This window comes from Pseudomonas sp. RIT288 (assembly GCF_000631985.1).
Taxonomy (GTDB): domain Bacteria; phylum Pseudomonadota; class Gammaproteobacteria; order Pseudomonadales; family Pseudomonadaceae; genus Aquipseudomonas.
Genome location: NZ_JFYN01000001.1, coordinates 738,139 through 759,170, shown reverse-complemented (window position 1 = coordinate 759,170; position 21,032 = coordinate 738,139). Strand labels below are relative to the sequence as shown.

Annotated in this window: 21 protein-coding genes; 11 read left to right on the top strand and 10 right to left on the bottom strand. The window is 61.6% G+C overall.

The features are described from left to right. The first annotated feature begins 19 nt into the window (after nucleotides 1-19). From ctaD to BW33_RS03400, 3 genes are all read left to right on the top strand, one after another. Nucleotides 20-1,606 (top strand): cytochrome c oxidase subunit I, encoded by a 1,587-nt coding sequence (ctaD, locus tag BW33_RS03410; protein ID WP_047597053.1) that lies wholly within the window; start codon nucleotides 20-22, stop codon nucleotides 1,604-1,606. A gap of 168 nt (nucleotides 1,607-1,774) precedes the next feature. After that, nucleotides 1,775-2,326 carry a cytochrome c oxidase assembly protein gene (locus BW33_RS03405; RefSeq protein ID WP_047597051.1) on the top strand — a complete coding sequence of 184 codons (552 nt, stop codon included), beginning with the start codon at nucleotides 1,775-1,777 and terminating at the stop codon, nucleotides 2,324-2,326. 25 nt (nucleotides 2,327-2,351) lie between these two features. After that, the gene (locus BW33_RS03400) at nucleotides 2,352-3,239 is read left to right on the top strand and encodes a cytochrome c oxidase subunit 3 (RefSeq protein WP_047597049.1); all 888 of its coding nucleotides are present in this window, start codon (nucleotides 2,352-2,354) and stop codon (nucleotides 3,237-3,239) included. A gap of 62 nt (nucleotides 3,240-3,301) precedes the next feature. Here the strand turns inward: BW33_RS03400 and BW33_RS03395 are convergent, their stop codons facing one another. Next, entirely contained in the window at nucleotides 3,302-3,505 is a 204-nt protein-coding gene (locus BW33_RS03395; protein WP_047597048.1) for a twin transmembrane helix small protein, read from the bottom strand. Nucleotides 3,506-3,575: 70 nt separating this feature from the next. On the opposite strand from BW33_RS03395, the gene BW33_RS03390 reads away from it, so the two are divergent. From BW33_RS03390 to BW33_RS03370, 5 genes are read left to right on the top strand one after another with little or no spacing between them, the layout of a single operon-like run. After that, on the top strand, nucleotides 3,576-4,316 hold the full coding sequence (locus tag BW33_RS03390) for an SURF1 family protein (RefSeq protein WP_047597047.1): 741 nt from the start codon (nucleotides 3,576-3,578) through the stop codon (nucleotides 4,314-4,316). Further along, entirely contained in the window at nucleotides 4,282-4,875 is a 594-nt protein-coding gene (locus BW33_RS03385; protein WP_047597046.1) for a hypothetical protein, read from the top strand. Before BW33_RS03390 ends, BW33_RS03385 begins: the two co-directional genes overlap by 35 nt. 10 nt (nucleotides 4,876-4,885) lie before the next feature. Continuing rightward, a complete protein-coding gene (locus BW33_RS03380) occupies nucleotides 4,886-5,965 on the top strand; it encodes a COX15/CtaA family protein (RefSeq protein WP_047597045.1) in 1,080 nt (359 codons plus the stop codon). Further along, complete coding sequence (cyoE, locus tag BW33_RS03375) at nucleotides 5,953-6,852, top strand: heme o synthase (protein WP_003220336.1); 900 nt, start codon at nucleotides 5,953-5,955, stop codon at nucleotides 6,850-6,852. Before BW33_RS03380 ends, cyoE begins: the two co-directional genes overlap by 13 nt. Then, entirely contained in the window at nucleotides 6,849-7,484 is a 636-nt protein-coding gene (locus BW33_RS03370) for an SCO family protein (protein WP_047597044.1), read from the top strand. The genes cyoE and BW33_RS03370 overlap by 4 nt, the downstream gene beginning before the upstream one ends. 180 nt (nucleotides 7,485-7,664) lie before the next feature. On the opposite strand, the gene BW33_RS03365 is transcribed toward BW33_RS03370, so the two are convergent. The 3 genes from BW33_RS03365 to BW33_RS03355 form a co-directional block, all read right to left on the bottom strand. After that, the gene (locus tag BW33_RS03365; protein ID WP_047597043.1) at nucleotides 7,665-8,435 is read right to left on the bottom strand and encodes a MetQ/NlpA family ABC transporter substrate-binding protein; all 771 of its coding nucleotides are present in this window, start codon (nucleotides 8,433-8,435) and stop codon (nucleotides 7,665-7,667) included. A gap of 77 nt (nucleotides 8,436-8,512) precedes the next feature. Beyond that, complete coding sequence (locus tag BW33_RS03360; RefSeq protein WP_047597042.1) at nucleotides 8,513-9,187, bottom strand: methionine ABC transporter permease; 675 nt, start codon at nucleotides 9,185-9,187, stop codon at nucleotides 8,513-8,515. Then, nucleotides 9,187-10,194, bottom strand: coding sequence for a methionine ABC transporter ATP-binding protein (locus tag BW33_RS03355; RefSeq protein WP_047597041.1), 1,008 nt, complete (start codon nucleotides 10,192-10,194; stop codon nucleotides 9,187-9,189). Before BW33_RS03355 ends, BW33_RS03360 begins: the two co-directional genes overlap by 1 nt. A gap of 260 nt (nucleotides 10,195-10,454) precedes the next feature. On the opposite strand from BW33_RS03355, the gene katE reads away from it, so the two are divergent. Next, complete coding sequence (gene katE / locus BW33_RS03350; RefSeq protein WP_047597040.1) at nucleotides 10,455-12,596, top strand: catalase HPII; 2,142 nt, start codon at nucleotides 10,455-10,457, stop codon at nucleotides 12,594-12,596. Nucleotides 12,597-12,674: 78 nt separating this feature from the next. On the opposite strand, the gene BW33_RS03345 is transcribed toward katE, so the two are convergent. The 4 genes from BW33_RS03345 to BW33_RS03330 are packed head-to-tail and all read right to left on the bottom strand — an operon-like array spanning nucleotide 12,675 to nucleotide 15,474. Continuing rightward, nucleotides 12,675-13,388, bottom strand: a complete 714-nt coding sequence (locus tag BW33_RS03345; RefSeq protein WP_047597039.1) for a PA5502 family lipoprotein — start codon at nucleotides 13,386-13,388, stop codon at nucleotides 12,675-12,677. A gap of 37 nt (nucleotides 13,389-13,425) precedes the next feature. Next, the gene (gene znuB, locus BW33_RS03340; RefSeq protein ID WP_047597038.1) at nucleotides 13,426-14,214 is read right to left on the bottom strand and encodes a zinc ABC transporter permease subunit ZnuB; all 789 of its coding nucleotides are present in this window, start codon (nucleotides 14,212-14,214) and stop codon (nucleotides 13,426-13,428) included. Further along, on the bottom strand, nucleotides 14,207-14,992 hold the full coding sequence (gene znuC, locus BW33_RS03335; protein ID WP_027610233.1) for a zinc ABC transporter ATP-binding protein ZnuC: 786 nt from the start codon (nucleotides 14,990-14,992) through the stop codon (nucleotides 14,207-14,209). The genes znuB and znuC overlap by 8 nt, the downstream gene beginning before the upstream one ends. Then, nucleotides 14,992-15,474, bottom strand: coding sequence for a Fur family transcriptional regulator (locus BW33_RS03330; protein ID WP_007962761.1), 483 nt, complete (start codon nucleotides 15,472-15,474; stop codon nucleotides 14,992-14,994). Before BW33_RS03330 ends, znuC begins: the two co-directional genes overlap by 1 nt. A 66-nt stretch (nucleotides 15,475-15,540) precedes the next feature. Here BW33_RS03330 and BW33_RS03325 point away from each other — a divergent pair, with 66 nt between their 5' ends. Continuing rightward, complete coding sequence (locus BW33_RS03325; RefSeq protein WP_081794165.1) at nucleotides 15,541-16,461, top strand: zinc ABC transporter substrate-binding protein ZnuA; 921 nt, start codon at nucleotides 15,541-15,543, stop codon at nucleotides 16,459-16,461. 83 nt (nucleotides 16,462-16,544) lie between these two features. Here the strand turns inward: BW33_RS03325 and BW33_RS03320 are convergent, their stop codons facing one another. Together BW33_RS03320 and BW33_RS03315 are read right to left on the bottom strand one after the other, a co-directional pair. Then, nucleotides 16,545-17,498 (bottom strand): homoserine kinase, encoded by a 954-nt coding sequence (locus BW33_RS03320; RefSeq protein WP_047597036.1) that lies wholly within the window; start codon nucleotides 17,496-17,498, stop codon nucleotides 16,545-16,547. Between the two features lie 61 nt (nucleotides 17,499-17,559). Continuing rightward, a complete protein-coding gene (locus tag BW33_RS03315; RefSeq protein ID WP_047597035.1) occupies nucleotides 17,560-17,856 on the bottom strand; it encodes a DUF2782 domain-containing protein in 297 nt (98 codons plus the stop codon). A gap of 74 nt (nucleotides 17,857-17,930) precedes the next feature. Between BW33_RS03315 and polA the strand changes: the two genes are divergently transcribed. Then, nucleotides 17,931-20,735 (top strand): DNA polymerase I, encoded by a 2,805-nt coding sequence (gene polA, locus BW33_RS03310; protein WP_047597034.1) that lies wholly within the window; start codon nucleotides 17,931-17,933, stop codon nucleotides 20,733-20,735. The last annotated feature ends 297 nt before the right edge of the window (nucleotides 20,736-21,032 follow it).

Sequence of the window (21,032 nt, the reverse complement as noted above, 5' to 3'; positions counted from 1 at the left end):
CACGTAAAGGAGACCGGCCATGAGCGCTGTAATCGATGACCACGGTCATGCCGACCACGCCCACGGCCCTGCCAAAGGCCTGATGCGCTGGGTGCTGACCACCAACCACAAGGACATCGGTACGCTGTACCTGTGGTTTGCGTTCTGCATGTTCCTGCTCGGCGGCACGTTCGCCATGGTCATTCGCGCCGAGCTGTTCCAGCCCGGACTGCAGATCGTCGAGCCGGCGTTCTTCAACCAGATGACCACCATGCACGGCCTGGTGATGGTCTTCGGGGCGGTGATGCCGGCGTTCGTCGGCCTCGCCAACTGGATGATCCCGTTGATGATCGGCGCGCCGGACATGGCCCTGCCACGGATGAACAACTTCAGCTTCTGGCTGCTGCCGGCGGCGTTCCTGCTGCTGGTCTCGACCCTGTTCACCGCCGGTGGCGGGCCGAACTTCGGCTGGACGTTCTATGCGCCGCTGTCCACCACCTACGCGCCGGAAAGCGTGACGTTCTTTATCTTCGCCATCCACTTGATGGGGATCAGCTCGATCATGGGCGCGATCAACGTGGTCGCCACCATCCTCAACCTGCGCGCCCCCGGCATGACCCTGATGAAAATGCCGCTGTTCGTCTGGACCTGGCTGATCACCGCGTTCCTGCTGATCGCGGTGATGCCGGTGCTGGCCGGGTGCGTGACGATGATGCTGATGGACATCCACTTCGGCACCAGTTTCTTCAGCGCCGCCGGTGGCGGTGACCCGGTGCTGTTCCAGCACGTGTTCTGGTTCTTCGGTCACCCCGAGGTGTACATCATGATCCTGCCGGCCTTCGGCGCCGTCAGCCAGATCATCCCGACCTTCTCGCGCAAGCCGCTGTTCGGCTACACCTCGATGGTCTATGCGACGGCGAGCATCGCGTTCCTGTCGTTCATCGTCTGGGCGCACCACATGTTCGTGGTCGGCATCCCGCTGGTAGGCGAATTGTTCTTCATGTACGCGACCATGCTCATCGCCGTCCCCACCGGGGTAAAGGTGTTCAACTGGGCCAGCACCATGTGGCAAGGCTCGCTGACCTTCGAGACGCCGATGCTGTTTGCCGTGGCGTTCGTGATCCTGTTTTCCATCGGCGGTTTCTCCGGGCTGATGCTGGCCATCGCCCCGGCGGACTTCCAGTACCAGGACACCTACTTCGTGGTCGCGCACTTCCACTACGTGCTGGTGCCGGGGGCGATCTTCGGGATCTTCGCCTCAGCCTATTACTGGCTACCGAAATGGACCGGGCACATGTACGACGAAACCCTGGGCAAGCTGCACTTCTGGCTGTCGTTCGTCGGCATGAACCTGACCTTCTTCCCGATGCACTTCGTGGGACTCGCGGGAATGCCGCGGCGGATTCCGGACTACAACCTGCAGTTCGCCGACTTCAACATGGTTTCCTCGATCGGCGCGTTCATGTTCGGCGCCACGCAGATCTTCTTTCTGTTCATCGTGATCAAGACCATTCGCGGTGGCGCGCCGGCCCCGGCCAAACCGTGGGATGGCGCCGAAGGCCTGGAGTGGAGCGTGCCGTCGCCGGCGCCGTATCACACCTTTACTACGCCGCCGGAAGTGAAATGAACACGAATATCCCTGTGGGAGCGTGCCATTGTGGCGAGGGAGCTTGCTCCCGCTGGTTCGCGAAGCGGCCCCAAGAGCTTTGCGGCTGCTTCGCAGCCGAGCGGGAGCAAGCTCCCTCGCCACAGACTCTCATTCCTGCAGGGATTCGTCGTGTTGAGGGCTTGCACCATGGCTGACTCGATCTCGCTGAAAAAACTGGTCACCCGCCTGCTCGGCGTGGTGGTGGCGATGTTTGTCTTCGGCTTTGCCCTGGTGCCGATCTACGACGTGATGTGCAAGGCCTTCGGCATCAACGGCAAAACCGCCGGGCAGTACGAGGGTGAGCAGGTTGTGGATAAGTCGCGGCAGGTGCGCGTGCAGTTCCTGTCGACCAATAACATCGACATGCCCTGGGAGTTTTACCCCAAACACGACGAGTTGACCGCCAACCCTGGCGCGGTCAACGAGATGATTTTCATCGCGCGCAACCCCACCGACAAACCGATGAGTGCGCAAGCTGTGCCGAGCATCGCGCCGAGCAACGCCGCGTCGTATTTCCACAAGACCGAATGCTTTTGCTTCACCCAGCAGGTGCTGCAGCCGGGTCAGCAGATCGAGATGCCGGTGCGTTTCATCGTTGACCGCGACATGCCCAAGGACGTGAAGCACCTGACGCTGTCCTACACGCTGTTCGATATCACCGCCCGACATCCTCCGGTGGCTGCAAACACTGGCGGTTGAGCGTGCCCGATAAGGAGAACAATAAATGGCAACTCATGAGCACTATTTCGTTCCGGCCCAAAGCAAATGGCCGATCATTGCCACGGTCGGGATGTTCGTCACTGTCTACGGCCTGGCGACCTGGTTCAACGATCTGAAAGCGGCGCGCCCGGAATCCCACGGCCCACTGATCTTTTTCGTTGGCGGCCTGCTGGTGGCGTACATGCTGTTCGGCTGGTTCGGCACGGTGATCAAGGAAAGCCGCGCGGGACTTTACAGCGCACAACTGGATCGCTCGTTCCGCTGGGGCATGAGTTGGTTCATCTTCTCCGAGGTGATGTTCTTCGTCGCCTTCTTCGGCGCACTGTTCTACGTGCGGCACATTTCCGGCCCGGCGCTGGGTGGCGAAGGCCCGAAAGGCATCGCCCACATGCTCTGGCCGAACTTCCAGTTCACCTGGCCGCTGCTGCACACGCCGGATCCGAAACTGTTCCCGCCACCCAAGGAAGTCATCAGCCCGTGGGGCCTGCCGCTGATCAACACGATTCTGCTGGTCAGCTCCAGCGTGACCATCACCATCGCCCACCATGCCTTGAAGAAGGGCCATCGCGGCGCGCTGAAAATCTGGCTGGCGATCACCGTGCTGCTGGGCTGCGCGTTCCTCGGCTTCCAGGCCGAGGAATACATCCACGCCTACCACGAACTGGGCCTGACCCTGGGTTCGGGCATCTACGGCGCAACGTTCTTCATGCTCACGGGTTTCCACGGCGCCCACGTGACCATCGGCACGATCATTCTGTTCGTGATGCTGATGCGCATCATGAAGGGCCATTTCGATGCCGAGCATCAGTTCGGCTTCGAGGCGGCGAGCTGGTACTGGCACTTCGTCGATGTGGTGTGGATCGGCTTGTTCATCTTCGTTTATGTGCTTTAACAACAGCTGCAAGCCGCGAGTTTCAAGCTCCAAGCGTGCCGCTCAAAGCTAGAACCTTGCAGCTACCACGTCACGTGGGATACCAGTTGGCCGCTGTAAAAGCCCCAGGCGATCAAGCCGACGGTGGCAGCGGCCAATGCCACCCGAACACTCAAGGCGATGACCAGGCGATTGGAGCTGCTGTCGTCCTTGACCAGGAAAAACAGGCCGCTGAACAGGCTGATCACCGTGGCAATCAGCAGCAGGACGATGGCTGCTTTGAGCATGGGAAGACTCCGGGGGACAGGCGATGCAGTTGAGTATAGCGATCGCGACGACTGACTTTGTGGCGCAGCCATGAAGCGCTTCCGCCCGGGCGTACTACCGACCGTGGTGGTAGCGCTGTTGCTGCCACTGCTGGTGTCGCTGGGTTTCTGGCAACTGGGTCGGGGCGCGGAGAAAACCGCCCTGCTCGCCACTTACGCCGAACGCCGCGCGGCTGATCCGATGGCCAGCAGCGAATTGCTGCACAGCGCCGACCCGGCCTTTCGCCGCGTGCACCTGTACGGCCAGTTCGATGGCGCCCACAGCCTGCTGCTGGATAACCGTCAGCGCAACGGCAAGGTCGGTATCGAGCTGCTGCAACCGTTTCAGGATCGGGCCAGCGGCCAGTGGCTGCTGGTCAATCGCGGCTGGTTGCCATGGCCGGATCGTCGGGTAACGCCGCAATTCGTAACCCCCACCGACGCGGTGAACCTGGATGCCTGGGTCTACGTCGCTCCCGGTGCGACCTTCCAGTTGCACGCCGACCCGGCCAGCAGCACCTGGCCGCAAACCATCACCGCCGTCGAGCCGGCCAAGTTGTGGAAAACCCTCGAACGTGACGGCTTCGCCTACGAACTTCGCGCCGAACCCGGCCCCGCCAGCTATGAGGCCGACTGGCCGGTCGTCGCCATGGGCCCGGAAAAACACCTTGGATACGCCGTGCAGTGGTTCGCCATGGCCACCGCCCTGCTCGGTCTCTATCTCTACCTTGGATTGCACAACGCAAAGGAGAACCACCATGGGAACGGCCATGAATCCACCCAGCATGTCTGAGGCGAAACCTGCCGCCACCCGCCGCCGCGGACGGATCCAGCTGTTGCTGATTGTGCTCGGCGTGGTCGGCCCGATGCTGCTCGCCACCGGCATGTACAAATTGCAGTTCTGGGTGCCGGAGGGACGCAGCTATCACGGCGAACTGATCGGCAACGGCCAGACCCGCGCCGACCTCGGCGTGCAAGCTGATGAGCAACGCTGGCAGATGCTGGTGACCGCGCCGAAGGATTGCGCGGTGGACTGTCAGCAACTGGTGTACCTCGCCCGGCAGATCCAGATCGGCCTCGGCCGCGATGCCGGGCGCGCCAGCCATGCCCTCGCCGCTGCACAGCCGCTGAGCGCCGACTACGAAGCCAAGTTGACCCGCGAATATCCGCAGCTGCAACGCTACCCGCTGGACAGCACAGCGTTGAGCAAGGCCTCCGGCGACAAGACCACGCCGCAGCTGTGGATCATCGACCCCCACGGCAACCTCGTACTGCGCTACGACCCGAGCGTGAAGGGCAAGGATCTGCTCAACGACCTGCGCCACCTGCTGAAACTGTCGAACATCGGATAAGGGCATCGTCATGGCCAAACCTGGATTTCGCCTCGCGCTGTTTGCCACCCTGCTGGCACTGATCGTCGTGCTGCTCGGCGCCTACACCCGCCTGACCCATGCCGGCCTGGGCTGTCCGGACTGGCCGGGCTGCTACGGGTTTATCAGCGTGCCGAAAAGCGAAGCCCAACTGGCCCATGCCGAACTGCATTACCCCGACTCGCCGGTGGTGGCGCACAAGGGCTGGAACGAGATGATCCACCGTTACTTCGCCGGCACCCTTGGCCTGCTGATTGCGATTCTGGCCGCACGTGCCTGGGTCAATCGTGGTCATCCGGGGCTGCCACTGAAACTGCCGTTGTTTCTGCTGGCGGTGGTGTTCGCCCAAGCGGCGTTCGGCATGTGGACGGTAACGCTCAAGCTCTGGCCGCAAGTGGTCACCGGGCATTTGCTCGGCGGTTTTGCGACGTTGAGTCTGCTGTTCCTGCTGACCTTGCGCCTGTCCGGCGTACTGCCGGCGCTGACCGTGCCCAAGCGTTTGCAATATTGGGCGACCGCAGGATTGTTGTTGGTGATTGGTCAGATCGCGTTGGGTGGCTGGGTCAGTTCCAACTACGCGGCGGTGGCCTGCATCGACTTCCCGACCTGCCACGGCCAATGGCTGCCACCGGCGGACTTTGCCAACGGCTTTCACCTGACCCAGCACATCGGCCCGAACTACCTCGGCGGACAACTCGACAGCGATGCGCGCACGGCGATTCATCTGACCCACCGCATCGGCGCATTGTTGGTGACGCTGGTACTGCTCGGTCTGGCCTGGCAACTCCGGGCCGTCGGCATGACCCGGCTCGCCGGGCTGGTGCTGGTCGCCCTTGGCGCACAAATCACCCTTGGCATCAGCAACGTGTTGTTCCATCTGCCGCTGCCGGTGGCCGTGGCCCACAACGCTGGTGGCGCAGCGCTGCTGCTGAGCATGGTGCTGGTCAATTATCACGCGCGCACCAGTCTGGTCCGGGTCAAGCAGCCGGTGCTTGCGCGCTGGCGCCTCAGCCCACGTAAACACGTGACGGCGCCCATCACTATTAAAGGAGAAACGCCATGGCGCTTCTGATCGGCGAACGCCCCGCGCAAGCGCTATGGCGTGACTATCTGGAGCTGACCAAGCCGAAAGTGGTGGTGCTGATGCTGATCACCTCGCTGGTCGGCATGTTCCTCGCGACCCGCGCCGGGGTGCCATGGACAGTGCTGGTGTTCGGCAATCTGGGGATCGCGCTGTGTGCCGGCGGAGCAGCGGCGGTGAATCATGTGGTCGACCGGCGCATCGATGCGGTCATGGCGCGCACCCACAAACGGCCATTGGCCGAGGGCCGGGTTTCGCCCGCAGCGGCGCTGACCTTTGCGCTGGTGCTGGCGCTGCTCGGGCAGGCGATGCTGCTGACTTTCACCAATGCGCTGACCGCGTGGCTGACCCTCGCTTCGTTACTCGGCTACGCGGTGATCTACACCGGTTTCCTCAAACGCGCGACGCCACAGAACATTGTCATCGGCGGTCTCGCCGGCGCCGCTCCACCACTGCTCGGCTGGACCGCCGCCACCGGCCACGTCAGCGCCGAACCGTTGCTGCTGGTGCTGATCATCTTCGCCTGGACTCCGCCGCACTTCTGGGCGCTGGCGATTCATCGCAAGGAGGAATACGCCAAGGCCGACATCCCGATGCTGCCGGTGACCCACGGCGAGCACTACACCAAGGTGCACATTCTGCTGTACACCTTCGCGCTGCTGGCGGTGAGCCTGCTGCCGTACGTGATCCACATGAGCGGCGTGCTCTACCTGATCTGCGCACTCGCGCTGGGCGCAAGGTTTCTGCAATGGGCCGTGGTGCTGTACCGTGGCACTCGGCCGCACGCGGCGATCAACACCTTCAAGTACTCTATTTATTACTTGTTCCTGTTGTTCATCGCCCTGCTCGTAGACCACTACTTACTGTTGAACCTATGACTCGAACCCAGAAAACCGTCTTCATCCTCGTCGCCGTGATCGCGCTGATCCTGGGACTGACCGTCAACAAAGTGCTGAGTGGCAAGGGCCAGGGCGACCCCACCGCGCTGATCGACGCCGGCATCATTCTGCTGCCGCAGAGTCGCACCTTGCCGAGCGTGACGATGACCAATCAGGATGGCCAGCCGGTCGCCATTGATGAGTTGAAAGGCAAGTGGAGCCTGCTGTTCTTCGGCTACACCTTCTGCCCGGACATCTGCCCGACAACCCTCGCCCAACTGCGCCAGATCAAGAGCGAGCTGCCCAAGGATGCTGTGGATAAACTGCAGATCGTACTGGTCAGCGTCGACCCGAACCGTGACAACCCACAGCAGTTGAAACAGTACCTGGGCTACTTCGATCCACAGTTCATCGGCCTGACGCCGAAATCGATCGAAGAGCTGCAGAAGGTCGCCAATGCGGTGAGTATTCCGTTCATTCCGGCCGATACCAGCCAGCCGAACTACACGGTGGATCACAGTGGCAACCTCGCGGTGATCGGCCCGGACGGCACGCAGCGCGGGTTCATCCGGGCGCCGCTGAACAACGCCAAACTGGTGGCGCAGCTCCCGGTCATGCTTAACCGCAAATAATCAGGGGTAGACATTCCTCTGTAGGAGCTGCCGAAGGCTACGATCTTTTGCTCGTGATCTTCAAAGCAAGATCAAAAGATCGCAGCCTCGTTTCACTCGACAGCTCCTACAGGGGGATTTTCCCCATAAAAAAGGCGATCCTGAGGGATCGCCTTTTTATTGCGCCTGTCCCGTCCTGGATCAGAACGCCGGCAATACCGCGCCTTTGTACTTCTCGGTAATGAATTTCTTCACTTCCGGGCTGTGCAGCGCAGCAGCCAGTTTTTGCATCGCGTCGCTGTCCTTGTTGTCCGCGCGGGACACCAGGATGTTCACGTACGGCGAGTCGTTGCCTTCGATCACCAGCGCATCCTTGGACGGATCAAGCTTGGCTTCCAGCGCGTAGTTGGTGTTGATCAGCGCCAGATCGACCTGGGTCAGCACGCGCGGGATGGTCGCGGCTTCCAGTTCACGGATTTTCAGGTCTTTCGGGTTCTGCGCGATGTCTTTCGGGGTCGACAGAATGTTGGTCGGATCCTTCAGGGTGATCAGGCCAGCCTTGGCCAGCAGCAACAGCGCACGGCCGCCGTTGGTGGCGTCGTTCGGAATCACCACGTTGGCGCCGCTTGGCAGGTCCTTCAGATCCTTGATCTTGTTCGAGTAGGCGCCCAGTGGCTCCAGATGCACGCCGGTCACCGCCACCAGGCTGGTGCCCTTGGCCTTGTTGAACTCATCGAGGTACGGCTGGTGCTGGAAGAAGTTGGCGTCCAGGCGCTTCTCGGCCACCTGCACGTTCGGCTGAATGTAGTCGGTGAAGACCTTGACCTTCAGATCCACGCCTTCTTTGGCCAGGGCCGGCTTCACGAACTCGAGGATTTCTGCGTGCGGCACCGGAGTGGCGGCAACGGTCAGGGTTTCAGCGTGGGCCGAAAAAGCGGCTACGGCCGCGAAAGCAGCGATCAGTTTTTTCATTCAGCTAACTCCTTATGAGGCGCCCGTCTGGCGCCTGCCAGCGAATGGCCGGCTCATTTCTTGATTACAACAACCGGTTATTTGCGCGAGAAATGCACGACCAGTCGGTCGCCCACCATTTGCAGCACTTGTACCAGAATCAGCAGCAATACCACGGTGACGATCATCACGTCAGTCTGGAAGCGCTGGTAGCCGAAACGGATCGCCAGGTCACCCAGACCACCGGCGCCGACCACACCGGCCATTGCCGTGTAGGAAACCAGGGTAATCGCGGTCACCGTAATCGCCGCGAAGATGCCCGGACGGGCTTCCGGCAGCAAGGCGTTCATGATGATCTGCCGGGTGGTCGCGCCCATCGACTGGGTGGCTTCGATGATGCCGCGATCGACTTCACGCAGGGCGGTTTCCACCAGACGCGCGAAGAACGGGGTCGCACCTATCACCAACGGCGGAATCGCACCGGCCACGCCCAGCGAAGTGCCGGTGATCAGCACGGTGAACGGGATCATCACGATCAACAGAATGATGAACGGCAACGAACGCAGAATGTTCACCGCCAGCGACATGAAGGCGTAGAGGCCACGGTTTTCCAGCAACTGACGCGGGCTGCAGAGAAACAGCAGCACGCCCAGCGGCAGGCCGAGCAATACGGTGAACAGCAGCGAACCACCGAGCATCAGCATGGTGTCGCCAGTGGCCAGCCAGATTTCCAGCCAATCGATGTTTTCGAAGAAAGCCTTGAGCATTTCCATTAACGCAGCACCTCCATATGAACGTCAGCGGCGGTGAAGCGGGCGAACGCCGCTTCCATGTCGCCACCGGTGACGGCGAGGGTCAATTGCCCGTAAGGAATGTCTTTGATGCGGTCGATGCGACCGGCGAGGATGCTGTAGTCGACCCCGGTTTCCCGGGCAACGGTACCGAGCAACGGCGCGTAGGTCGCTTCGCCCTGGAAGGTCAGACGCACGATGCGACCCGGCACGTGAGCGAAGTCATCGCGCTGTTCGCTTTCGTCGATCTGCTCGCTTTCCTGAACGAAACGCTTGGTGGTCGGGTGCTGCGGATGCAGGAACACATCGGCCACCGAACCTTGCTCGACGATCACCCCGGCGTCCATCACTGCCACCTGATCGCAGACGCGACGGATCACATCCATCTCGTGGGTGATCAGGACGATGGTCAGCTTCAGCTCACGATTGATCTCGGCCAGCAGTTGCAGAACCGAGGCGGTGGTCTGCGGGTCGAGGGCGCTGGTGGCCTCGTCGCACAGCAGAATCTTCGGCTTGGTCGCCAGGGCGCGGGCGATGCCGACGCGCTGCTTCTGGCCGCCGGACAATTGTGCCGGGTACTTCTTGGCGTGATCGGACAGACCGACCCGCGCCAGCAACTCGGCGACGCGCTGATTGATCTCGCTGGTCGACAGTTCGCCGGCCAGGGTCAGCGGCAGCGCAACGTTGTCGGCCACGGTCTTGGAGGCGAGCAGGTTGAAGTGCTGGAAGATCATCCCGACCTGCTGGCGGAAACGGCGCAGGCCATTGGCGTCCAGCGCGGTGACTTCTTCGCCGTCGACGATAATCTTGCCGCCGCTGGAGTCTTCCAGGCGATTGATCAGACGCAGCAGGGTACTTTTTCCCGCACCGGAATGGCCGATCAGGCCGAAGACCTGACCGTTTTCAATCGAAAGACTGGTCGGGTGCAGGGCGGGGATGTCCTTACCGGCGACGCGGTAAGTTTTGTGGACGTTTTGAAACTCGATCACGTAGCGAACCTTGTGGGGCGCGTTAGAAAAGGATCAGCGGTTAGCCGGGCGCGCATTTTAGCCTGTCCGTATAGAGGTTCTTAGCATTTATTTCGCAATTAACCTTCGATTTGGCAATAACAAGATCAAAGGTCATAAAAAAGGAACGCCCGTTCCCGCTCATTGGTCACTAGTTAAGCGACTTGAAACCCTGGGTAACCGTGCCCGGAAACGCTCAAGAGTCCCCGTTGAAACGGGGTCAACCGAGGAGTTTACGTCTGATGAGCAGCAAGAAACCTACGACCGACAAAAGCCAGCTGGCCGGAACCGATACCAAGGATCGCGCCAACACCAACGCCAAACTCGACAGCCTGGAGAAGTTTCGCTCCGACGCTACCGGCCAGGCCCTGCGCACCAATCAGGGGGTCAAGGTCGCCGATAACCAGAACACCCTCAAGGCCGGCCCGCGAGGGCCGTCCTTGCTGGAAGACTTCATCATGCGTGAGAAAATCACGCACTTTGACCACGAACGCATCCCAGAGCGCATCGTTCACGCGCGCGGCACTGGTGCGCATGGTTTCTTCCAGGCCTACGAAAACCATTCGACGCTGACCAAGGCCGGCTTCCTGCAGGACCCGGGGAAAAAGACCCCGGTGTTCGTGCGTTTTTCCACGGTACAGGGGCCACGCGGTTCCGGTGACACCGTGCGTGACGTGCGCGGTTTCGCGGTGAAGTTCTTCACCGACGAAGGCAACTTCGATCTGGTCGGCAACAACATGCCAGTGTTCTTCATCCAGGACGCGATCAAGTTCCCCGACTTCGTCCACGCGGTGAAGCCCGAGCCGCACAACGAAATCCCCACCGGCGGCTCGGCCCACGACACCTTTTGGGACTTCGTCTCGCTGGTGCCGGAATCGGCGCACATGGTGATCTGGGCGATGTCCGACCGGGCAATCCCGAAAAGCCTGCGCAGCATGCAGGGCTTTGGCGTGCACACCTTCCGCCTGGTCAACGCCGAGGGCAAATCACGCTTCGTCAAATTCCACTGGCGCCCGACCGCCGGCACCTGCTCGCTGGTGTGGGACGAGGCGCAGAAGCTCGCCGGTAAAGACACCGACTACCACCGTCGCGATCTCTGGGAAGCCATCGAGATGGGCGACTACCCGGAATGGGAGCTGGGCGTGCAGATCATCGAGGAGGAAAACGAACACGACTTCGATTTCGACATCCTCGACCCGACCAAGCTGATCCCGGAAGAGATCGTGCCGATCACCCCGCTGGGCAAGATGACCCTCAACCGCAATCCGGACAACTTCTTCGCCGAGACCGAACAGGTCGCATTCTGCCCCGGCCACATCGTGCCCGGCATCGACTTCTCGAATGACCCGCTGCTGCAAGGTCGGCTGTTTTCCTACACCGATACGCAAATCAGCCGACTCGGTGGGCCGAATTTTCATGAGCTGCCGATCAACCGCCCGGTCGCACCGTTCCACAACGGCCAGCGCGACGCCCAGCACCGCACCGTGATCGACAAGGGGCGCGCGTCCTACGAGCCGAACTCGATCGATGGCGGCTGGCCGAAGGAAACTCCGCCAGCCGCGCAGGACGGCGGCTTCGAGAGCTACCCGGAACGCATCGATGCGAACAAGATCCGCCAGCGCAGCGAGTCGTTCAGCGATCACTTCTCGCAAGCGCGGCTGTTCTTCAACAGCATGAGTGAGCACGAGAAGGAACACATCATCGCCGCCTACAGCTTCGAGCTGGGCAAGGTCGAACGTGAGTTCATCCGTGCACGGCAGGTGAACGAGATTCTCGCCAACATCGACCTGGAATTGGCCAAACGCGTAGCGGCCAACCTCGGGTTGCCGGCACCGAGCAAAGGCACGGTCGAGGTGCGCAAGACTTCGTTCGATCATTCGCCGGCGCTGAGTCAGGCGAATCTGCTGCCAGAGAACATCAAAACCCGCAAAGTGGCGATTCTTGCCGCTAACGGCGTCGATGGTGCGGCGATTGAAGCCATGAAGAAGGCCTTGGAGGCGGAGGGTGCGCACGCCAAGCTGCTCGGCCCGACTTCGGCACCGGTGAAGACCGCCGATGGCAAAGCCCTGCCGGTGGACGCATCGATGGAAGGCATGCCTTCAGTGATCTTCGATGCGGTGTTCGTGCCGGGTGGCGCGGCGTCGATCAAGGCGTTGAGCGGTGACGGCGTAGCGCTGCATTACCTGCTGGAAGCCTACAAGCACCTGAAGGCGATTGCCCTGCACGGCGAGGCCAAGCAATTGCAGGATCTGCTGAAGCTGGAAGCGGATGCGGGGTTGTTGCAGGGCAAGGATGTACCGGGGTTGACCGAGCCGTTCTTCGCGGCGATCGGGCAGCATCGGGTTTGGGATCGCGAGCCTAAGGCCAAAGCCATTCCGGCGTAAAAACAAAAAATCGCAACCTTCGGCAGCTCCTACAGGGATTATTTGCACCTGTAGGAGCTGCCGGAGGCTGCGATCTTTTTAGGGTTTGGCTGGAATCAAAACCATCTGCGCCGGCACCGTGCGCAGAATCTGCTTCTCGATCCGCAATTCGAAATCCGGATTGAGTTTCTTCACTCGCTTGCTCAGCAACGTCGCCAGCCATGGGTAATCCTGGGTGCGCGGCGCCTGAATGCTCACCGCACACTCGTAATTCACCACATCGGCGGCGATCGCATCCAGTTGCCGGCGAAGTTTGCGACTATCGTTGATGTTCAGCGCCACCGTGGTGCTTTCGGCAGTCGGATCGATAACCTTGGCTTTCGGTTTGGCTTCGGCCGCCAGCAGCGCCGCTTCGGCTTTCTCCAGCTCGGCTTTGCGCGCTTCGGTGATGGCGCCATTGACGCCACCGGTCAGTGCCGGGGCTTTGGGCATCAGGGCACGGGCGCGGCTCAGCGCGGTGGCTGCGGCGTTCACATCACCTTTCTGCAAGACGATCTGGCTGCGGCGCAGGTAGGCTTCGGCCAACTGGCGCTGGTATTGCTCGAGGGACTGATCGTTGGGGGTCTGTGCCTGCAAGGCGGCCAATTGGTCTTCGGCGGTGGCCAGTTCGCTGCTGGCCAGGCTTTGCTCCAGCTGTGCGATGGCCGTGGCCCGCGCGTCGGGGGCTTCGGCCACCGGCGGCGTGCTTTGGCAGGCGCCCAGCAGCATGGAAAATGCGACAAGGAGCAGATAACGGGAGGCGAACGGCTTCATTCCTGCGACTCTCTAATTGCGCAAAAAGCGAGCAAGTCTACACCCCTCGACGGGGCAGAACAAAACTCAGCAGAAACAGTGCGGCCGCCGTCACAACGATCGACGGCCCCGCAGGGGTGTCCTTGAACCATGACAGCGCCAGCCCGCCACACACGGCGACCATGCCCAGCAGGCTCGCGCCCAGCGCCATCTGCTCCGGCGAACGGGCGTGACGCTGTGCCGCAGCCGCCGGAATGATCAGCAGCGAAGTAATCAGCAACACCCCGACGATTTTCATCGCCACCGCGATCACCACTGCAATCAACAGCATCAGCGCCATGCGCAGGCCCGCCACCGGCAGGCCTTCGACCTTGGCCAGCTCCTCATGCACGGTAATCGCCAGCAGCGGCCGCCATAGCGTCACCAGCAATACCAGCACCGCCGCGCTGCCGCCGAGGATCCACGCCAGGTCGGTCGGACTGATCGCCAGCAAGTCGCCGAACAGATAGGCCATCAGGTCGATCCGCACTTCATGCATGAAGCTTAGTACCACCAGCCCGAGAGAGAGCGTGCTCGGTGCAAGAATCCCCAACAACGTGTCGGAGGCCAGCGGCTGGCGCTGTTGCAAGGTCACCAGCAGCACCGCCAGCAACAGGCAGCCGACGGTCACCGCGACCGTCGGGCTGACATCCAGCAGAAAGCCCAGCGCCACGCCGAGCAGCGCGGCGTGGGACAGGGTGTCGCCGAAGTAGGCCATGCGCCGCCAGACCACGAACGACCCCAACGGACCGGCAACCAGCGCCAGCGCCAGACCTGCAAGCAGGGCATACAACAGAAAATCAGCCATGCTTGCAGTGGTCTCCGTGAACGTGGGTGTGGCCCGCACCGGGCGCCTTGACCACCGAACCGTGCAGGTCATGGGCGTGGTCGTGATGGTGGTGATAGATCGCCAGGCTCGGCGCATTCTTGCCAAACAGCTCGACGAACGCCGGATCGCCGCTGACCTGCTCGGGATGCCCGGAGCAGCAGACGTGGCGATTCAGACAAACCACCTGATCAGTGGTGCTCATCACCAGATGCAGATCGTGGGACACCATCAGCACGCCGCAGCCGTGACGGTCACGCAGGCGGGTAATCAGGCTGTACAGCTCGGCTTGCCCGGCGACATCGACGCCCTGCACCGGCTCGTCCAGCACCAGCAGCTCCGGCTCGCGCAATAGCGCCCGGGCCAGCAGCACGCGCTGCATTTCGCCACCGGAAACACTTTGCACCGGGCTGTCGATGACGTGTTCGGCGCCGACTTCCTTGAGCGCTGCCAGCGCACGCGGACGGTCTACGCCGGGCACCAGGCGCAGGAAGCGCAGTACCGACAGCGGCAAGGTCGGATCGACGTGCAGTTTCTGCGGCATGTAGCCGACGCGCAGTTTCGGCTTGCGCCAGACGCTGCCGCTGTCCGGCTTCAACAGCCCGAGCACGGCGCGCACCAGGGTGGTCTTGCCGGCGCCATTGGGGCCGATCAGGGTGACGATCTGCCCCGGTTCGACGCTCAGCTCGATGTTGTCCAGCACGGTCTGCCCGGCAAAAGTGACGGCAACCTGCTCAAGACGGATCAACGGGTTGCTCATCAAGCCCCCTGGCAACCGGAGCACAGGCCGACCACTTCGACGGTCTGCGCTTCGACGATGAAACCGACATCCTTGGCGCTGTGGATGATCGCGTCGCTGATGGCTTTCTGTTCCAGCTCGATGGCGGCGTGACACTCGCGGCAGATCAGAAACTGGCCCTGATGCGCATGCTCGGGATGCACACAACCGACGAAAGCGTTGAGCGAGGAGATGCGGTGCACCAGGCCGTTTTCCAGCAGGAAATCCAGCGCGCGGTATACGGTCGGCGGCGCGGCGCGACGACCGTCCTGCTCACTCAGTACCGCGAGAATGTCGTAGGCGCCCAGTGGCTTGTGGCTCTGCCACACCAGTTCCAGCACCCGCCGACGCAGCGCAGTCAGGCGCAGGCCTTTCTGGGCGCACAAGGTATCGGCCTCGGTCAGTGCGCTATGCACGCAATGAGAGTGGTCGTGGGGACGGCTGGCGATCGGTGTAATAGGCATGGGCGGCGACGAGTTTTGATAGAGACGTTATTATGTTACCCGTTCTCGCCTCCTTGAGTGGTCATCGTGTCCCGACTTTTTTCTGTTTTTGTGGCTTTTGTCGGCAGTTTTCTGCTGATCGGTTCGGCTCAGGCCGAGGTCAAGGTTCTCACCAGCATCAAACCGCTGCAGTTGATTGCGGCGGCCGTACAGGACGGAGTGGCCATCCCGGAAGTGCTGCTGCCGCCGGGCGCTTCGCCGCATAACTACGCGCTGCGCCCGTCCGACGTGCGCAAGGTGCAATCGGTGGATCTGCTGTACTGGATCGGCCCGGACATGGAAGGCTTCCTGCCACGCGTGCTGAACGGTCGTACGCTGCCGAGCGTCGCCGTGCAGGACCTGCCGGGCATGAAGTTGCGCCGCTTCGCCGAAGACAGCCACTCCCACGCCGAAGAAGCCGACGAGCATGATCACGATCATCGCCCGGGCACGCTGGACGCGCATTTGTGGCTATCGCCGGTGAATGCGCGGGTGATCGCCGACAAGATGGCCACGGATCTCAGCGCTGCCGATCCGGCCAACGCCGAACGCTATCAGAGCAACGCCAAGGCCTTCGACGCACGTCTCGATGCGCTGGATGCGCGGCTGAAGCAGCGTCTGGCCAGCGTTGAAGGCAAGCCGTATTTCGTATTCCACGAAGCCTTCGACTACTTCGAGGACGCGTACGGCCTGAAGCACACCGGCGTGTTCAGCGTGGCCGCCGAAGTGCAGCCTGGCGCGCAGCATGTCGCCGCGATGCGCAAGCGCCTGCAGGAAGTGGGCAAGACCTGTGTGTTCAGCGAACCGCCGCTGCGTCCACGCCTGGCGGAAACGCTGGTAGCGGGTCTGCCAGTGAAACTGGCGGAGCTGGATGCGCTGGGCGGCTATACGCCGGCGACCGCTCAGGGGTATGAGCAGGTGCTGGAGAAGCTGGGCAACGATCTGGCCGGGTGCCTGGAATCGTTGTAACCCCAAAAAAAGATCGCAGCCTTCGGCAGGCTCCTACATGGTGATCCCCTGTAGGAGCTGCCGAAGGCTGCGATCTTTTGATCTTAAAGAGCGAAAGGCAGCGGTGTATGCACCTGCTGCCGCTGCGCCAGCCGCAACTCAAATTCCCGTGGATCGTGAATCAGCACGTCCTGCCCGGCAAATTGCTCGGCGGCGATCAACCGCGACAGCCAGAACCGCACACAGGCCACGCGCAGCATGGTCGGCCAGAGTTCAGCTTCAGCGGCAGTGAACGGACGCAGCGCCGCATAGGCACCGAGGAAAGCGCGGGCACGCGGCCCGTCAATCAAGCCTTCCTCGTCCGAACACCAGTCATTCAAGGCAATCGCCACGTCATAGAGCATCGGCCCCGAGCAGGCATTGTAAAAGTCGATCAACCCGGTCAGATGCGTGCCTTCGAACATCGCGTTATCGCGGAACAGATCGGCGTGAATGTTGGCCCGTGGCAGCGCGAGAATTTTGTCTTTCTGCAGGGTGATTTCTTCCAGCGCCTTGTGCAGCAGCGCACGCGGCTCGTTGCTCAGGTGCGTGAGAAACTCGTTGCCCTCCTCCAGCATCCAGTCCAGGCCACGATCGGTCTTGCGCTTGATCATGCGCTCGCCCTGGGTCGCCAGGTGCAGATGCGCCTGCAACTCGCCGACCTGCGCGCAATGCTGGGCGTTGGCAACTTTGATGTGCTTGCCGGACAGGCGCGGCTGGAGCAATGCCGGTTTACCCTTCAGTTCACGCAGGGCCACGCCGTCAGTGGTGCGCAGCGCGTAGGGCACCGGCAGATCGGCCTCGTGCAGTACGTCGAGCAGGTCGATGAAGAACGGCATTTCCTGCACCGGGCCGCGCTCGACCAGGGTCAGCACGAATTCGCCCTGTTCCAGGCTGATGAAGAAATTGGTGTTTTCGCTGCCGGCGGCGATCCCCTGGAAATCAAGCAGACGGCCGAGCCCGTAAGGGGCGAGAAAGGTTTCCAGCTCGGGCCGAGCCAGGGGGGTGAACACAGACATGGTTAAAAACTGCTCAGTTCGGGCGCCGCGATCAAGCGGCGCCGATTAAAAGTCGGGAATCTTACTTCCAGGTAAAGATTTCCCACGACGGAATCAGCATATCCGGCTGGTCGGAACGGATATAGTTCGCGTCCGAACCATCGGCGCGCACCAGGAAGTACGGTTTGCCGCCCTTCGGCGTGACCTTGATGGCATAGACGAAGCCACTGCGACTGTATTCCTGAATGACCTTGTCGCCTTCGGTGTGCGTGTTAATGGTAACTTCCGGCTCCTTTGACGGCGCATCATCCGCCGCCATCGCGGCCAATGGTGAGGCAGCAATCAAACCGACCAGCAGCAAGCGATTTAACGTACGCATGATAACCTTGTCCCTTTGTCGTCAACGGTCCCGCTATTCTAGCGCCGGGCCCGCCGAAAAGGTTGATTCTGCTCATGAGCCAAGCCCCCCTCGTCCTGGTGGACGGTTCGTCTTACCTGTACCGCGCTTTCCACGCACTGCCTCCGCTGACCACCTCCAAAGGCCTGCCGACCGGCGCAGTCAAAGGTGTGCTGAACATGCTCAAGAGTCTGCGCAAGCAGTACCCGGACAGCCCGTTCGCCGTGGTCTTCGACGCCAAGGGCGGGACGTTTCGCGATGAGATGTACGCCGAATACAAGGCCAATCGCCCAAGCATGCCCGACGACATGCGCGTGCAGATCGAACCGCTGCACCAGAGCGTGATCGCTCTCGGCTTCCCGCTGCTGTGCGTGGAAGGCGTCGAAGCTGACGACGTGATCGGTACCCTGGCGCGCAGCAGCGCGGCGGCGGATCGCCCAGTGATCATCTCGACCGGCGACAAGGACATGGCGCAACTGGTCGACGGCCACATTACCTTGGTCAACACCATGTCCGGTAGCTCGATGGACGTGGAGGGCGTGAAGGAGAAGTTCGGCGTCGCACCGGAACAGATCATCGATTATCTGGCACTGATGGGCGATTCTTCCGACAACATCCCGGGGGTTCCCGGCATCGGCCCGAAGACCGCGTCCGGCCTGCTGGTGGGCGTCAATGGCGGCCTCACCGAGTTGTACGCAAACCTCGACATCGTGCCGACCCTGCCGATTCGCGGAGCCAAGACCCTGCCGGCCAAGCTCGAAGAGCACAAGGAGATGGCCTTCCTTTCCTATCAACTGGCGACCATCAAGGTCGACGTGCCGCTGGACATCGGCCTCGATGACCTGCAAATGGGCGCGGAAGATCCGGCCAGGCTCTACGAGCTGTACACCCTGCTGGAATTCAAGAGCTGGCTGAATGATCTCGATCGTGACGCCAAGCGCCAGGAACTGAGCGCTGCCACCGAACCTGCGCCGGCTGGCGATCTGTTCAGCGCCCCCGCAGAAGAAGCCCCTGCCGCTCCGACCGAAGCAGCGTATGAAACCATCCTTGATCAGGCGCGTTTCGACGTCTGGCTGGAGAAACTGAACAACGCCAGGCTGTTCGCCTTCGACACCGAAACCACCGGCATCGACGCGCAACAGGCACAACTGGTCGGCCTGTCGTTCGCGGTGCAGGCCAACGAAGCGGCGTACATCCCGCTGACCCATTCCTACATCGGTGTGCCCGAGCAACTGGATCGCGACACCGTGCTGCGCGCGCTGAAGCCGATCCTGGAAGACCCGAACAAACTCAAGGTCGGCCAGCACGCCAAGTTCGACATGAACATTCTGGCCAACTGCGCCATCGGCGGCGATCAGAGCCAAGGCATCAACGTGCGCGGGATCGCCTTCGACACCATGCTTGAGTCCTACGTGCTCAACTCCACCGCCACCCGCCACGACATGGACAGCCTCGCCCAGAAATACCTGGATCACACCACCGTGAGCTTCCAGGACATCGCCGGCAAAGGCGCCAAGCAGCTGACCTTCGACCAGATCGCCCTGGAGCAGGCCGGCCCGTACGCCGCAGAAGACGCCGACATCACCCTGCGCCTGCACCAGACCCTGTTCGAAAAACTCAGCGCGATCCCGAGCCTGGCCAGCGTCCTGACCGACATCGAGATCCCGCTGGTGCCGGTGCTGGCGCGCATCGAGCGTCAGGGCGCGTTCGTCGACGCCGAACTGCTCGGCATCCAGAGCATCGAGTTGGGCAACAAGATGGTCGCGCTGGAGCGCGAAGCGTTCGAGATCGCCGGGGAAGAATTCAACCTCGGCTCGCCCAAGCAGTTGGGCGTGATTCTCTACGAAAAGCTCGGCCTGCCGGTGCTGAAGAAAACCGCCAAGGGTCAGCCATCGACCGCCGAGGAAGTGCTGGCGAAACTGGCTGAGGATGATCACCGTTTGCCGAAAGTGCTGATGGAACACCGTTCCATGAGCAAGTTGAAAAGCACCTACACCGACCGTTTGCCGGAGCAGATCAACCCGCGCACCGGGCGTATCCACACCTCGTACCACCAGGCCGTGGCATCGACCGGGCGCTTGTCTTCCAGTGATCCGAACCTGCAGAACATTCCGGTGCGTACCGCTGAAGGCCGCCGTATCCGTCAGGCGTTCGTCGCGCCCAAAGGCTACAAACTGCTGGCGGCGGACTATTCGCAGATCGAACTGCGGATCATGGCCCACTTGTCCAAGGACGAAGGCCTGATGAATGCCTTCCGCAACAATCTGGACGTGCACACCGCGACCGCCGCTGAAGTGTTCAAGGTCGAGCTGAACGAAGTGACTTCCGACCAGCGCCGTGGTGCCAAGGCGATCAACTTCGGTCTGATCTACGGCATGGGCGCGCAGAAACTCGGCAAGGACATCGGCGTCGACACCAAGACCGCCAAGGCCTACATCGACACCTACTTCGCCCGTTATCCGGGTGTGCGCGAATACATGGACCGCACCCGCGCCCAGGCGGCGGATCAGGGTTACGTCGAAACCTTCTTCGGTCGTCGCCTGTACCTGCCGGAAATCAACTCCAATAAACCGCAGGAGCGCGCCGCCGCCGAACGCACGGCGATCAACGCGCCGATGCAAGGCACCGCCGCGGACATCATCAAGAAAGCCATGGTGGCGGTGGATAACTGGCTGGCATCTTCGGGGCTGGATGCCAAAGTCATCCTGCAAGTGCACGACGAACTGGTGCTGGAGGTTCGCGAGGATCTGGTTGAACAGGTGAGCCAGGAAATCCGCCTGCACATGAGCGAAGCGGCGAAACTGGACGTGCCGCTGCTGGTGGAAGTTGGCGTCGGCAACAACTGGGATGAGGCGCACTAAGGCGTCTGGCACGGGCGTTTGCCGCGACACACTGTCGCGGCAAACGCCGGAAACGCGCTTATTTCGAAACGCGCTTGCGGTTATTCCAAAGCTTTTTGAAAAAAATCTGAACTAATCTGACGACTCACTACTCAGAGATACTGAATGGCTGGTGAAGCCCTTCGATGCTCCTATGTTGTGTTAAGTGTTGGCAGATATCTGAACCCCGCCCTAGCGGTTCGGAACTTGAACCCCGGAACTTCTCCCTCCCCAAACGAAGTCCGGGGCTTTTTTTGCCTCAAATCTGGCTGTGGCGCC

Bases quoted from the DNA above. Each gene is read 5' to 3' on its own strand.
- ctaD (WP_047597053.1), top strand. From the start codon at position 20: ATGAGCGCTGTAATCGATGACCACGGTCATGCCGACCACGCCCACGGC.
- BW33_RS03405 (WP_047597051.1), top strand. From the start codon at position 1,775: ATGGCTGACTCGATCTCGCTGAAAAAACTGGTCACCCGCCTGCTCGGC.
- BW33_RS03400 (WP_047597049.1), top strand. From the start codon at position 2,352: ATGGCAACTCATGAGCACTATTTCGTTCCGGCCCAAAGCAAATGGCCG.
- BW33_RS03395 (WP_047597048.1), bottom strand. From the start codon at position 3,505: ATGCTCAAAGCAGCCATCGTCCTGCTGCTGATTGCCACGGTGATCAGC.
- BW33_RS03390 (WP_047597047.1), top strand. From the start codon at position 3,576: ATGAAGCGCTTCCGCCCGGGCGTACTACCGACCGTGGTGGTAGCGCTG.
- BW33_RS03385 (WP_047597046.1), top strand. From the start codon at position 4,282: ATGGGAACGGCCATGAATCCACCCAGCATGTCTGAGGCGAAACCTGCC.
- BW33_RS03380 (WP_047597045.1), top strand. From the start codon at position 4,886: ATGGCCAAACCTGGATTTCGCCTCGCGCTGTTTGCCACCCTGCTGGCA.
- cyoE (WP_003220336.1), top strand. From the start codon at position 5,953: ATGGCGCTTCTGATCGGCGAACGCCCCGCGCAAGCGCTATGGCGTGAC.
- BW33_RS03370 (WP_047597044.1), top strand. From the start codon at position 6,849: ATGACTCGAACCCAGAAAACCGTCTTCATCCTCGTCGCCGTGATCGCG.
- BW33_RS03365 (WP_047597043.1), bottom strand. From the start codon at position 8,435: ATGAAAAAACTGATCGCTGCTTTCGCGGCCGTAGCCGCTTTTTCGGCC.
- BW33_RS03360 (WP_047597042.1), bottom strand. From the start codon at position 9,187: ATGGAAATGCTCAAGGCTTTCTTCGAAAACATCGATTGGCTGGAAATC.
- katE (WP_047597040.1), top strand. From the start codon at position 10,455: ATGAGCAGCAAGAAACCTACGACCGACAAAAGCCAGCTGGCCGGAACC.
- BW33_RS03345 (WP_047597039.1), bottom strand. From the start codon at position 13,388: ATGAAGCCGTTCGCCTCCCGTTATCTGCTCCTTGTCGCATTTTCCATG.
- znuB (WP_047597038.1), bottom strand. From the start codon at position 14,214: ATGGCTGATTTTCTGTTGTATGCCCTGCTTGCAGGTCTGGCGCTGGCG.
- znuC (WP_027610233.1), bottom strand. From the start codon at position 14,992: ATGAGCAACCCGTTGATCCGTCTTGAGCAGGTTGCCGTCACTTTTGCC.
- BW33_RS03330 (WP_007962761.1), bottom strand. From the start codon at position 15,474: ATGCCTATTACACCGATCGCCAGCCGTCCCCACGACCACTCTCATTGC.
- BW33_RS03320 (WP_047597036.1), bottom strand. From the start codon at position 17,498: ATGTCTGTGTTCACCCCCCTGGCTCGGCCCGAGCTGGAAACCTTTCTC.
- BW33_RS03315 (WP_047597035.1), bottom strand. From the start codon at position 17,856: ATGCGTACGTTAAATCGCTTGCTGCTGGTCGGTTTGATTGCTGCCTCA.
- polA (WP_047597034.1), top strand. From the start codon at position 17,931: ATGAGCCAAGCCCCCCTCGTCCTGGTGGACGGTTCGTCTTACCTGTAC.